The following is a 12,931-nucleotide window of genomic DNA, read 5'->3' as shown; positions in this document are numbered from 1 at the left end:
GAGACAACTCCCGTCCCCTCAAAAGCAATTACCCATTTCCCCTCCCCCGCGGCATTCGGAATTACTGCTTTCACTTTTCATGGTCGGCACAACCTTCTCGGAGCGCCGAGCCTCTAATTCGGCGAATCGAATGTGGGGGTCAGCCGAAAAATGAAGTGGGTCGTTGAGCGGAACTCGGTGCGCCGAGCGGACAGGGACCGGATGTGAAGTCGAAAATCCGTTCCGCGGCGGTCCCCGGTCCACGGGGAAAAGCCGCTCTGTTCGCCGCCGTGTTCACCGTCGCCGTGCTCTGCGCCGCCGATGTCGTCGCCCGTAGCTACCCTTTCGGGCCGCGCACCCGGAGCGTGAACGACCTCGGCAACCAGTACGTGCCGTTCCACGCGCACCTGTGGGACCTGCTGCACGGCAGGGCCGACGGCGGCCTGTTCGTCAACTGGCAGTCCGGGTTCGGTTCGAGCTTCCTGCCCGACGTCGGTACCTATGTCAGCAGCCCGTTCGCCCTGCTCGTGGCGGTGTTCCCGAGGGACGAGATCGACCTCGCGGTGTATGCGATCACGCTGCTGAAGGTGGCGTCGGCCGCCGCCGCGATGGCCTTGCTGCTGATCGGCCTGCGCCCCGGCCGCTGGTGGGCGGCGGGCCTGCTCGGCTCGTCGTACGCGCTGTGCGGCTGGACCCTGGCGGACGCGGTCTACAACCCCATGTGGCTCGACGGCCTGATCGCCCTGCCACTGATGTGCCTGGTGGGTGAATGGGCGCGGCGGGGGCGGCGCCCGTTCCTCGGTGTGCTGATCGTGGCCCTCGCCTGGATCGCCAACTTCTACACGGCGTACATGGCCACCCTCGCCGCCGGCCTGGTGCTGCTGCTCCGGCTGTGGCTCGGCGACCTCTCGCGTCGCCAGCGGCTCTCGGCCGCCGGCCGCGCCGCCCTGATCACCGTCCTCGGCATGGGCCTGGCCGCACCGCTGGTGGCGGTCGTGTACTTCGGCACCCGGCACTCCTATCCGGGCCGGGTCCGGCAGTTCGTGCCCGTCCCCACCGAGGACCTGCTGGCCCGGCTGCTGCCGGGGACGTACAGCTACGGCACGCCGGCCGTGTTCGTGGGCACCACGGCGCTGCTGCTCGCGCTCGCCCTGCCCTTCCACCGGGCGGCCCCCGGGCGGGTGCGCGCCGGGTGGACGCTGCTGGTGGTGGGCGTGGCCCTGTCGATGCAGTGGGGGCCGACGCATCTGCTCTGGCACGCCTTCGCCACGCCGCAGGGCAGCTCGTACCGCCAGGCCTTCGTGCTCTGCGCGCTGGTGGTGATCGCCGCCTGGCACACGCTGTCGTACGGCGTTCCCGGCCCACGTGCGCTGGGTGCCGCGGGTGCGCTGCTGGCGCTGGTGATCGCCGTGGCGAGCGGCAGTGAGCGGACGCTGCACGTCTTCAGTCTCCCGCTCGCCCTGCTGGCCGCCGCCGGCGCGCTGGGCGGTCTGATCCTGCTCGGGATCAGGCGGAAGGACGGCAGGCCCCTCGCCGTCCTCGCCGTGGCGCTGCTCGTGTGCACGCAGTTCGGCGAGGCCGCGGTGACCTCCGCCGCGGACACCCGGCTGCGGCTCGGGCACATGGACGACTACGCGCCCTGGGGTGCACGGCAGCGGGACCAGGCGGCGGCGATCGCCGAGGCCGACGGCTGGCCCGAGTACCGGACCGACCCGGGCCGGGAGCAGACCGTCGGCAACGACCCGCTGCTGGTGGGCGGGCAGGGCGCCCAGTACTACAGCAGCCTCACCTCCGACGTCCTCAGCCGTACGCTCACCGCCCTCGGGGACGGCTGGACCTCGCGCGGCCGCAATGTGCAGAGCCTGGACAACGCCGTCACGGACGCGATCTTCTCCGTCGGCGCCCGGGTGCACTCCCCGCCGGACCCGCACCAGAACTGGTTCCCGCAGGACGGCGGCGGGGTGACCGTGACCCGGCAGGACGTGCCGCCGCTGGTGACGGTACGGCCGCACACCGACCGGGCCGACGGCCGCCGGGACGTCTCCGCGTTCGGGCCGTCGCCGTACCGCAACCAGGAACTGCTGCTGGGCTCGCGGGTGTACACCGTGCCCCGGTTCACCGTGCGCACCGCCGCCGGGAAGCCGCCGTCGCCCAGCGACGACGGGCGGCCGGGGGTGCGGGTGGGCCCGCTGCCCTACGCGAGCGCGCCGAAGAAACCGACGATCACGGGCAGTTGCCCGGCCGGGTCCGAGCTGTACCTGTGGGCGCCGCACTTCTCGGGCACCGCGTGGCTCGTGGACGGTTCCGCCGCCGGCGAGGGGCTGACCGGGCGTTTCCGCTCCGACCAGCCCGTCACCAAGATCGCTCCCATGCAGCGGCTGGGCACGGTCGGGGACTCCGGACGGTTCCGGATCGACCTGTCGCCGAACAAGACGAGCCTCGTCCCGGACGGCGCCGTCGGCTGCCTGGACACCGCCCGGCTGCGCACCGCCGTCGAGGAGCTGAAGGCCACCGGCGCCACCCGCGTGAGCGTGTCCGACGGGACCATCCGGGCCGAACTCCCTGCCAACAGCACAGGTGTCGCGGTCGTCGCGACGCCCCGGATCTCCGGCTGGCGCTGTGCCGCCGACAACGCTCCGGCCGTACCGGCCAAGGACCACTACGGGCTGATCGCCGTGCCCCTGTACGGCTCCGCGAGCAGCGTGACCTGCACGTTCCATCCGCCCGGACTACGCCTGGGCACGGCGGTCGGGGCCGTCTCGCTCACGGCCGCGCTGCTGCTCGGCGCGACGGGCGCGATCCGCCGCCGACGGGCCCGGGTGGCGTTCACACCTGTACCTCTGGCCACCACTCGACCCACGCCCGACGACCCGACCGCACGTGAGCGCATGACCACCGCTCTGTGAACCGCACCCCTGGGGGAGACCCATGCTCATCTCGATCGTCGCACCCTGTTACAACGAGGAAGCCGTCGTCGCGCGCTTCCACGAAGAGATCCAAAAAGTCGCGGAGGAACTGCTTCCGTTCGGTCACGACATGGAGTTCGTGTACGTCGACGACGGCAGCCGCGACCGCACCCTCGCCGTCCTGAAGCAGCTGGCCGAACTCGACGCGCGCGTACGGTACGTCTCGTTCAGCCGGAACTTCGGCAAGGAGGCGGCGCTGCTCGCGGGCCTGCGACACGCCTCGGGGGACTCCGTGATCATCATGGACGCCGACCTCCAGCACCCGCCGGAACTGATCCGGCGCATGGTCGACCTGCGCGAACAGGGCTACGACCAGGTCATAGCCCGCCGCAACCGGACCGGCGACGGCCTCATGCGCACCGCGACCGCCCGCCTGTACTACCGGCTGGTCAACCGTGTCGTCGACGTGGAACTCGTCGACGGAGTGGGGGACTTCCGGCTGCTGTCGCGCCGGGTGGTGGACGCGGTCCTGGACCTCACCGAGTACAACCGCTTCTCCAAGGGCCTCTTCGCCTGGGTCGGGTTCCCCGGCACGACCTTCGAGTACGAGAACGCCGTACGGGAACACGGCCGCAGCTCGTGGAGTTTCCGGTCCCTGCTCAACTACGGGCTGGACGGGCTCCTCTCCTTCAACAACCGGCCGCTGCGCGCCGCCCTCCACCTCGGTCTGTGTCTGCTGGTGTGCGCGGGGCTCTACACGGCGTGGATCGTGGGAGCCGCACTCGTCAACGGCGTCGAGACACCGGGTTATGTCACCATCGTTACGGCCGTCACCGCCCTCGCCGGCGTACAGATGATCATGCTCGGGGTGATCGGGGAGTACACCGGGCGGATCTACTACGAGGTGAAGGGGCGCCCGCACTTCCTGGTGAAGGCGACCAATGTGGAGCGGACGGAGGGACACGCGGCGTGCGGCACGACGAAGGACCTCATCCGCTGATGGGGACGGCGACGCGTACGGAGACGCCCCCCGAGGCCCGCCCGATGCCGGAGCGCCGCATATCAGGACAGATCGTCACCTTCGCCCTGGTCGGGGTGGTCAACACCGCGACCTATTACGGCCTTTATCTGTTGTTCCTCAATTGGCTTCCTTATCTCGCCGCACACATTCTCGCTTTTACCCTGAGCATGACGGGTTCTTTTTTCCTGAACGCGCGATTCACCTACCGGACGCGCCCGACCCTGCGGAAATTCCTGCTGTTCCCGCTGACCAATGCCACCAATTTCCTGATCACGACGGCAGGTGTGTATGTGATCGTGGACGTCCTGCACGCGGGCAACCGGTTCGCCCCCCTGCTCGCGTCGGGGGCCGCGATTCCGGTGACGTTCGTGGTCTCCCGCATGATCATGCTGCGGGGTTCCCAGGCCCGGTGAACGGGGTCAGACCAGCGCGCCCAGCGGATCGTCGAGCACCGGCTGCCACGCCAACTCGGCGGCCCCCACCAGGCTGTTGTGGTCCAGCGTGCAGGCCAGGATGGGGACGACCCCGCTCTGCCGGCCCCACAGGCTGCGGTCGGCGACGACGGCGCGCAGCCGGTCGGGGTCGGCGTCGAGGAGGTGACGGTGCATGCCGCCGAGGATGATGCGGTCGGGGTTGAGGATGTTGACCAGGCCCGCGAGGCCGAGGCCGAGCCGGTCGATGAGAGCCTCGGTGGCGGTGCGGACGCCCGGGTCGGCGTACTGGGTGCGGATCAGGTCGTTGGCCTGCTGGAGAGTTGAGACCTCGGGGCCGGGGTCGCGGCCGGCCGCGGTGAGGAAGGCCAGCGGGTCGGCCTCGACGTCGAGGCAGCCTCGGCTGCCGCAGTGACAGGGGCGGCCCTCGGGGTTGACGGTGAGGTGGCCGACCTCGAGGGCGAGGCCCGAACTCCCCGAGTGCAGACGGCCGTCGAGGACCAGCGCGCCGCCGACACCCCGGTGACCGGTGGCCACGCACAGCAGGTCGCGGGAGCCACGTCCGGCACCGTGCCGGTGTTCGGCGAGAGCGGCGAGATTGACGTCGTTGGCCGCGAACGCGGGCCCCTCGATCCCGGCCGCGCGGATCCGCTCGGCGAAGATCTCCCGGACGGGCGCGCCGGCCGGCCAGGCCAGGTGCAGCGGGTTCAGGGCCAGCCCCGCCGGTTCGGCGACCGCGGACGGTACGGCGAGGCCCGCGCCCACGCACCGCCGCCCGGTCTCGCGCAGCAGCTCGGCGCCCGCGTCGACGACCGAGCCGAGCACCTTCGCCGGGTCGGCGTCGACGGTCTCACAGCCGGGAGCGGTGGCGACGATCCGTCCGCCGAGCCCGACCAGCGCGGCCCGCCAGCCGTCGGCGTGCACCTGGGCGGCGAGCGCGACGGGCCCGTCCTCGGCGACTTCGAGGCGGTGCGAGGGCCTCCCTTGCGAACCGGCGGCGGCGCCCGGGTGCGCGTCGACCCGGATCAGCCCCAGCGCCTCCAGCTCGGCGGCGACGGCGCCCGCCGTGGCCCGGGTGACACCCAGTTCGGCGGTGAGCACGGCCCGGGTGGGCGCCCGGCCGGTGTGCACGAGTTCCAGCGCCGGACCGAGCGCGCCCCTCCCCCGGTCCAGCCGAGTGCGTGTCGTCGCTGTCCCTTCGCCCGCCGCCTTGGGGGCCGCCTTCCCGTCCATGAGTGCGAGTCTCCCATGATCCGCACGGCGGCGAACCCCGCCCGGCGGGCCTCAGCCACCGGCGAAGCCGCTGACCCGCAGGGTGATGTTCAGCCGTCCGGTCAGCCCCAGCCCGGGCGGCGCCGTCCCCGCGTGCACCCGGGGCACCCCGTGGTACGCCTGCCGGGACGCCCCGCCGAACACGAAGAGATCACCGCTGCGCAGCTCCACGTCCGTGTACGGCCGCGACCGCGTCTCGGGGTTGCCGAAGCGGAAGACACAGGTGTCGCCGAGGCTCAGGGACACCACGGGCGCGTCCGACTTCTCGTCGCTGTCGCGGTGCATGCCCATGCGGGCGTCACCGTCGTAGAAGTTGATCAGGGCGATGTCGTACGGGGCCGTCGCCTCCTCCGCGCCGAGGGCGTCCTCGACCGCGCGCCGGCCCAGTTCGCCCAGCCAGTCCGGGAACGGCTTCACGGGCGCGCCGTCGCCGTCGACGACCGTGCGGGCGTAGGCGTACGGGTACCAGTGCCAGCCGAGGCAGACCTGCCGGGCGGTCATGGTGCCGCCGCCCGGCGTGCGGACCGTGCGGAGCCCGGCGGGCGGCCGGGCCCAGTCGCGGCAGGCGTCCAGGAGCCGCCGCTGTTGTTCCGCGTCCAGCCGGCCCGGCACATGGACCGCGCCCGGCGCGATCTCCGTACGGCCGCGGGGGAACAGCTCGGCGTCCATAAGGGCCATCATCCCGCACAGCGGCTCGGAGAAGGGGCGTGAGCTGGGCTCGGGTTAGCCTGGGCACACGATGAGCGACCCGATGACCACACCCTGGGGCGAGTACGCCCTGGCCCGCTTTCCCGAGGACCCACGTGACCGGCTGCGCGCGTGGGACGCGTCCGACGCGTATCTGCTGCGCCATCTCGCGGAGAGCGGGACGCCGTTGGACGGGTCGGTCGTGGTCGTCGGCGACCGCTGGGGCGCGCTGACCACGGCGCTCGCCGGGCACGGGCCGACGCATATCACCGACTCGTTCCTGAGCCGGGAGGCGACACGGGAGAACCTGACGCGCAACGAGGTCGCGGCGGACACGGTACGGCTGCTCACGACCCGGGACACGCCCCCGGACCGGGTAGACGTGCTCCTCGTCCGGGTTCCCAAGAGCCTCGCGCTCCTGGAGGACCAGCTGCACCGGCTCGCGCCCGCCGTGCACGAGGGGACGGTCGTGGTCGGCACCGGCATGGTCAAGGAGATCCACACCTCGACGCTCAGGCTCTTCGAGCGGATCCTCGGCCCGACCCGCACCTCGCTCGCCCAGCAGAAGGCACGGCTGATCTTCTGCACGCCGGACGCGGCGACGCTAGGGGCGCGGGGGAACGACCCATGGCCGTACACCTATCAACTCCCCGACGACATCGGTCTGTTGGCCGGTCATACCGTCGTCAACCACGCCGGCGTGTTCTGCGCCGACCGGCTCGACATCGGTACCCGGTTCTTCCTGCGGCATCTGCCGGGTGGCCGGGGTGGCGGGCGGGTCGTGGATCTGGGGTGCGGCAACGGCGTGGTCGGCACGGCGGTCGCGCTGGCCGATCCGGACGCCGAGGTGGTGTTCGTGGACGAGTCGTACCAGGCGGTGGCCTCGGCGGAGGCGACGTACCGGGCGAACCGGCCGGACGCCGACGGCAAGGCAGAGTTCCGGGTCGGTGACGGGCTGGAGGAATGCGCGCCGGACAGCGTGGATCTCGTCCTCAACAATCCGCCGTTCCACTCCCACCAGGCGACGACCGACGCCACGGCCCGGCGGATGTTCACCGGGGCGCGGCGGGCGCTGCGGCCGGGCGGTGAGCTGTGGGTGGTCGGGAATCGCCATCTGGGCTATCACGTCACCCTGCGGCGGCTCTTCGGCAACAGTGAAGTCGTGGCGAGCGATGCGAAGTTCGTGGTGCTGAAGGCGGTCAAGCGGGCTTCCTGATCCCCGGGGTCAGGACGCGGCCCCGCGCAGGGCTCGTGGTGAGGCGCCCAGTTCCCGGCGGCAGGCCTTGTTGAAGGCCTGGAGGTCGGGGATGCCGACGGAGGCGGCCACGGCGGGGATGGAGAGGGTCGTGGCGCGGAGCAGATGGTGGGCGCGCTCGAGTCTGCGGCGGCGGATGTAGGCGACGACCGTGCCACCCGTCTCGGCGCGGAACAGCCGGGTCAGATGGTTGTGGGAGACGCCGGCCACGCGGGCCACCTCCGGGATGGTGAGCGGGGCGGCGAGGTGGGCCTCGATATGGGCTATGGCGGTGGTGACGGCGGGGTGCGGGCCCGGGTCGGCCGCGCCCGGCGGGGTCAGATGGGCGACGCGCCACAGGGTGGTCCAGATCTCGGCCCGGGTGCGGTCGGGCTCGCTCGGGGCGGCGGCCACCGCCTGGAGCAACAGGCCGGTCAGCGTGGGGAGTTCGGGGCCCGCGTCCTGGACGACCGGAACCGTGCGGGGCGGCCCGGCAGGGGCGATGCGCAGATGGGCGAAGAGGTGTTCGGAGCGGCCCCGATAGCGGTAGCGGACCGTGGTGCCGGGCGGTACGAGGCTGACCCGGCCCGGGCGGATGGTGTGGGCCGTGCCGTCGACGGTCAGGTCGGCCTCGTACTGGTAGAGGTGCAGCTGCCACAGCTCGGGAAGCCGGAACACGTCCGTGCGCCCCGCGACGCCGTGTACGCCGACGCCGATGAGGGCGACGACAGGCGGCTCACCGAGGTGGATCTCCGTCTCCCGCATGACCGAAAAATATCAGTGACGGGCGTCACACTCCGATCCCGGCTGCCGCGCTCGGCGAGACGGTCACATTCCCAAACCGGACGGACTCGTACGGACTGCCGACGCGGACGGAAGGGCCTCTTCCACGCGCAGGACGCGGATGAGCCGGGCCACCGACTCCGCCATCGCCTCCCGGCCCCGCCGCGAGGTACTCGCGCGGGTCCACCACCTCGGGGTGGGCGGCCGGGAAGCCACGGATCGCGCCGGTCAGGGCGATGGTGAGCGCGGTGCCGATGTCGACCATGGCGCGGCGGCGCACGACGAGGTGGAGGCCGCCGTCAACCGGCTGCGGTGCGAGCGCGCCGAGCGGGTCGTCGTCGCGGCCGACTCCAGCAAGCCGGGGCGGCGGGCGTTCGCGCGGATCTGCGCGGCCGAGTCGGTGGACACGCTGGTCACGGACACGGACACGGACACGGCCGCGGAACCGGAGACGGTACGGCGGTTCGAGGAGGCCGGGGTACGGGTCGTCGCCGTCTGAGGCCGGGGTACGTACGGGTCGTCGCCGTCTGAGGCCTGCGAGGCGTGCGGTCAGTCCCGCAGCCAAGGGGCCGGCAGACCGCCGCGTTTCAAGGTGGTGAGGACGAGGTTGACGTCGATCGACGCCACCTCGTGGAGCCACGGGGAACGGGTGACGAAGTCGTGGAGGGCGGTCTCGTCGGGGAACGCGGTGAGGATCAGGAGCTGGCGTTCGCCGGTGACGAAACTGGTGTAGCGGACGTGCGCGGACTCGGCGAGGGCCGCTGTCACGGAGTCGACCTTGGCCGGGGGTGTGCGGACCCAGAGGACCGCCTCGACCGGCAGCCCGAGCACCGCGGGTTCGATCACGGCGCGGATACGGACCTTGCCCTCGCGCCGTAACGCGCCGAGGCGGCGTCTCGCGGTGGCCTCCGAGACGCCCGCGATGCGCGCGAGTTCGTCGTAGGTGCGGCGCCCGTCCTCGGCGAGGGCGTGCAGCAACAGCCGGTCGACGCGGGAGAGTTCGGAGGACGTCTCGCCGGTCGGCAGCGGATCGGTGATCGGCGGGGACGCGGCGTCGGAGGGAGCCGTGCCCTTCAGCGCGGCGATCTCGGCCTCGGTGAGCAGACCGGCGTGCCACTCGCGGATCGTGCGGACATGGCGCAGTACGGGCAGGGTGTGGGTCTCCGTCACGCCCGGCAGCCCGGCGAGTTCGTCCAGGACGAGGCCCGCCAGTCGCTCCCGGGGCCAGCGCAGTTCCGCGACGCAGTCCGGGGTGCCGGTCAGGACGTGGACGAAGACGCAGTCGGGCCGGCGGGCCAGCGCGGTCGCCGTGACTCGTGCCCGGCCGGGGGCGCAGCGGACGCCGACCACCACGCTGCGGCCGCGCATCGCCATGGCCCCGATCCGTACGAGGCCGGACTCCAGGAGCCGGGTGCCCCGGCGGACGACCGTGCGTTCGGGCTCGCCGAGGGCCGCCGCGATGCGGTGCCAGGCGGCCCGGCCGTCGATCTGCAGCGCGCTGATGATGCGCCGGTCCAGCGAATCCGTCACGGGGCCGGTCTGCGGTGCGTCCATCGGACCCAGCCTATGGCGGATTCCGTCAACTCCCCAGGGCTTCTTGTTCCCTTCCGTCGCCGTGGCCCAGCCTGCCGGGAAGTGGAATCGCATGTCCCGCACGGTCTCCCCGCCGTGCGGGCGCGTCCACCGTCCCCCTCGGCCCGCACGCCGCACGAACCCATGACTCCCGTAACTCCCCGATGTACGGAGATGGTTGACGTGACCGTGACTCCCGGCAGTCCCCCACGTTCCCCGGCCGCCGACTCCACCGCCCCGGCGCCGTTCCGGCCCGCGGGTACCCGGCGCGGCCGGCTGGCCCTGCTGGGCCCCGGTCTGGTGCTGGCCGCCGCGAGTGTGGGCGCGGGCGACATGGTGACGTCGCTCGCGGGCGCGGCCGGGTACGGAATGGCGCTGATGTGGGCGATCGTCATCGGTGTCGTCCTGAAGTACGCGCTCACCGAGGCGGTGGGCCGGCTGTACCTGGCCACCGGGCAGACCGTGATCGTGAGCCTGAAGTCGGCCGCCCGCTGGCTGCCGTTGGTGTTCATGCTGTTCGTGCTGGTCATCGGGCTGCTCTACGGGGCCGCGCTCAGCTCGGTGGCGTCGTTGGCGCTGTCGACGCTGTTCCCCGTGCTGCCGGTCAGGCCGGTCGCCGTGGCGATCGCGCTGGCGGCGGCCGTGATCGTGTACGTCGGGCGGTACGCGCTGTTCGAGCGGGTGATGAGCGTCTTCATGCTCGCCAAGTTCCTCGGCATGGCCGTCCTGGCGGTGGCCATGCTCGCCACCGCCGACGATCTGCCCGGCCTGCTGGGCACGTTGCGCCCACGGCTGCCGGAGGGTGACGTGGTGACGGTGCTGGCGCTGATCGGCGGGGTGGGCGGTACGGCCGGGATCGCCTCGTACAGCTACTGGGTGCGGGAGAAGGGCTGGGCGGACCGGAGCCGGCTGCGGCTCATGCGGGCCGATTCGGCGGTGAGTTACGGCCTCACCTTCCTGTTCGTGCTGTGCACGACGGTGGTGGGCACGGGTCTGCTGTACGGCACCGGCGGGAGCATCACCGGCAGCGAGGGTCTGGCCGCGCTCGCCGATCCGCTCGGCGCCGATCTGGGGTCGGTGGCGCGGGTGCTGTTCCTGGGGACGTTCTTCCTGGTGACGCTGAGCGCGCTCGTCGGCGGCTTCAACGGCCTGTGCTACATGATGGCCGACTCGCTGCGGGCGCTGCGCGGCATCCCGGACGCCGAGGCGGAGCCCCACATCGCGCAGAACGGCCGCCCGTTCCGGGCCTTCGTCCTCTACTGCGCCGTCACCGCGGTCGTCGTCACCTTCCTGGGACGGCCGGTGTCCCTCGTCCTCACCTACGCCGCCGTCGGCTCGCTGATCCTGCCGCTGCTCTCCGGCGCGCTGCTCGTGCTGCTCAACCGCCGGAGCGTGGAACCGGCGCTGCGTAACCGCATCACCTCGAACGTACTGCTGGGCGGCTCCTTCGTGCTCTTCGGAAGTCTCGCGGTCGTCCAGCTCAAGGACTCCCTGGGAGGGGCGTGAACCACCTCGTGAACCACCTCGTCGACCACCCCACGCAGTACCCCGTGAACCCGACGGGCGACGCGGACCCGACGGACGACCTGTGCTTGCGGACCGCGTACGAACTCTCCGTCGCGCTCACGCGCCGCGAGGTGTCCGCGCGGGAGGTGGTGACCGCCCACCTGGAACGGATCGAGCGGGTCAATCCGACGGTGAACGCGATCGTGACGCTGGTGGCCGACCGGGCGCTGGAACAGGCGGCCGAGGCGGACGACCGGATGGCGGCCGGGGAGCCGGTCGGCCCGCTGCACGGGCTGCCCGTCGCGCACAAGGATCTGCACGACACGGCGGGCATCCGGACGACGTCCGGTTCGCCGATCTTCACCGACCGCGTCCCCGACCACGACCACCTGGTCGTCGAGCGGCTGCGGAAGGCGGGGGCGATCACCCTCGGCAAGACCAACGTGCCCGAACTCGGCCTGGGTTCGCACACCGTCAACCCCGTCTTCGGGGCCACCCGCAACCCGTACGACCTCTCCCGCAGCGCGGGCGGCAGCAGCGGCGGCGCGGGGGCGGCCCTCGCCTGCGGGATGCAGCCCATCGCCGACGGCAGCGACACCGGCGGCTCACTGCGCAATCCCGCCTCCTTCAACAACGTCGTCGGTCTGCGCCCGTCGCCGGGCCGGGTGCCGTCCTGGCCCGACAAGGCGCCGTGGGGCCAGCTGTCGGTGAAGGGGCCGATGGCCCGGACGGTGGCGGACGTCGCCCTGACCCTGTCCGTACTGGCGGGTCCCGACCCCCGCGACCCGCGCTCCCTCCAGACGCCCGGCTCCACTTTCGCCTGGCAACTCGACGGCAACCTACGGGGGTTGCGGGTCGCCTGGTCGCCCGATCTCGGCGGGGCCGTGCCCGTGGATCCGGAGGTACGGGAGGCGCTGCGCCCGGCGCCGGAGGTGTTCTCCGCGCTGGGCTGCGAGGTCGAGGAGGCCTGCCCGGACCTCAGGGGCGCGGACGAGGTGTTCCTCGCCCAGCGCGCCTGGCAGGTGGAGCTCTCCTACGGGCCGCTGCTGGACGAGCACCGCGACCGGCTGGCCCCGGACGTGATCTGGAACATCGAGGAGGGCCGCAGGCTCGGCGGCCCCGACCTGGGGCGGGCGCAGGCGCTGCACGGCGCGCTCTTCCACCGGGTCCGCGAGTTCTTCGAGCGGTACGACCTGCTGTTGCTGCCGGTCAGCCAGGTCGCGCCCTTCGACATCGACCTGCCGTACCCGACGGTCGTCGACGGCACCCCCATGGAGACGTATCTCGACTGGATGCGCTCGGCGTACCTGATCTCCGTCACGGGCTGCCCCGCCCTGTCCGTCCCGGCCGGTTTCACCCCGGAGGGCCTGCCGGTCGGGCTGCAGATCGTCGGCCCGCACCGCCGGGACTGGTCGGTCCTGAAGGCCGGCCACGCCTTCGAACGGGCGACGCGGGTGGGTGAGCGCCGGCCGCCGGTGGTGAACGCTCCGCTGCGGGCGCGGTGATTCAGCTGCGGGTGATTCGTGGTTGCTCGCGCGGT

Annotated in this window: 10 protein-coding genes and 1 pseudogene; 7 read left to right on the top strand and 4 right to left on the bottom strand. The window is 72.2% G+C overall.

Features of this window, described 5'->3' with window-relative positions:
* Nucleotides 1-269: 269 nt before the first annotated feature.
* The 3 genes from JIX56_RS42860 to JIX56_RS42850 are packed head-to-tail and all read left to right on the top strand — an operon-like array spanning nucleotide 270 to nucleotide 4,319.
* Complete coding sequence (locus JIX56_RS42860) at nucleotides 270-2,885, top strand: YfhO family protein (protein WP_443031975.1); 2,616 nt, start codon at nucleotides 270-272, stop codon at nucleotides 2,883-2,885.
* Nucleotides 2,886-2,907: 22 nt separating this feature from the next.
* Nucleotides 2,908-3,885: a glycosyltransferase family 2 protein gene (locus tag JIX56_RS42855; protein ID WP_257549208.1), complete on the top strand. Its 978-nt coding sequence runs from the start codon at nucleotides 2,908-2,910 to the stop codon at nucleotides 3,883-3,885.
* A 44-nt stretch (nucleotides 3,886-3,929) separates the two neighbouring features.
* Nucleotides 3,930-4,319: a GtrA family protein gene (locus JIX56_RS42850; RefSeq protein WP_257551445.1), complete on the top strand. Its 390-nt coding sequence runs from the start codon at nucleotides 3,930-3,932 to the stop codon at nucleotides 4,317-4,319.
* 6 nt (nucleotides 4,320-4,325) lie between these two features.
* Here the strand turns inward: JIX56_RS42850 and JIX56_RS42845 are convergent, their stop codons facing one another.
* On the bottom strand, nucleotides 4,326-5,570 hold the full coding sequence (locus JIX56_RS42845) for an ROK family protein (protein ID WP_257549206.1): 1,245 nt from the start codon (nucleotides 5,568-5,570) through the stop codon (nucleotides 4,326-4,328).
* Nucleotides 5,571-5,621: 51 nt separating this feature from the next.
* On the bottom strand, nucleotides 5,622-6,278 hold the full coding sequence (locus JIX56_RS42840) for an alpha-ketoglutarate-dependent dioxygenase AlkB family protein (RefSeq protein ID WP_257549204.1): 657 nt from the start codon (nucleotides 6,276-6,278) through the stop codon (nucleotides 5,622-5,624).
* An 82-nt stretch (nucleotides 6,279-6,360) separates the two neighbouring features.
* On the opposite strand from JIX56_RS42840, the gene JIX56_RS42835 reads away from it, so the two are divergent.
* Nucleotides 6,361-7,512, top strand: a complete 1,152-nt coding sequence (locus JIX56_RS42835) for a methyltransferase (protein ID WP_257549202.1) — start codon at nucleotides 6,361-6,363, stop codon at nucleotides 7,510-7,512.
* A 9-nt stretch (nucleotides 7,513-7,521) separates the two neighbouring features.
* Here the strand turns inward: JIX56_RS42835 and JIX56_RS42830 are convergent, their stop codons facing one another.
* A complete protein-coding gene (locus JIX56_RS42830) occupies nucleotides 7,522-8,295 on the bottom strand; it encodes an AraC family transcriptional regulator (protein ID WP_257549200.1) in 774 nt (257 codons plus the stop codon).
* A gap of 271 nt (nucleotides 8,296-8,566) precedes the next feature.
* On the opposite strand from JIX56_RS42830, the pseudogene JIX56_RS42825 reads away from it, so the two are divergent.
* Nucleotides 8,567-8,812 (top strand): annotated as a pseudogene (locus tag JIX56_RS42825) (alkaline phosphatase); the annotation flags it as partial.
* A gap of 50 nt (nucleotides 8,813-8,862) precedes the next feature.
* On the opposite strand, the gene JIX56_RS42820 reads toward JIX56_RS42825, so the two are convergent.
* Nucleotides 8,863-9,867, bottom strand: coding sequence for an Lrp/AsnC family transcriptional regulator (locus tag JIX56_RS42820; RefSeq protein WP_257549198.1), 1,005 nt, complete (start codon nucleotides 9,865-9,867; stop codon nucleotides 8,863-8,865).
* A gap of 192 nt (nucleotides 9,868-10,059) precedes the next feature.
* Here JIX56_RS42820 and JIX56_RS42815 point away from each other — a divergent pair, with 192 nt between their 5' ends.
* On the top strand, nucleotides 10,060-11,391 hold the full coding sequence (locus JIX56_RS42815; RefSeq protein WP_257549196.1) for an Nramp family divalent metal transporter: 1,332 nt from the start codon (nucleotides 10,060-10,062) through the stop codon (nucleotides 11,389-11,391).
* On the top strand, nucleotides 11,388-12,896 hold the full coding sequence (locus JIX56_RS42810) for an amidase (protein WP_257549194.1): 1,509 nt from the start codon (nucleotides 11,388-11,390) through the stop codon (nucleotides 12,894-12,896). Before JIX56_RS42815 ends, JIX56_RS42810 begins: the two co-directional genes overlap by 4 nt.
* Nucleotides 12,897-12,931 lie beyond the last annotated feature (35 nt).

Source organism: Streptomyces sp. CA-210063, from assembly GCF_024612015.1.
Lineage (GTDB): Bacteria > Actinomycetota > Actinomycetes > Streptomycetales > Streptomycetaceae > Streptomyces.
Note: the sequence above shows the minus strand (reverse complement) of the source record. Positions and strands in the feature narration are given on the sequence as shown.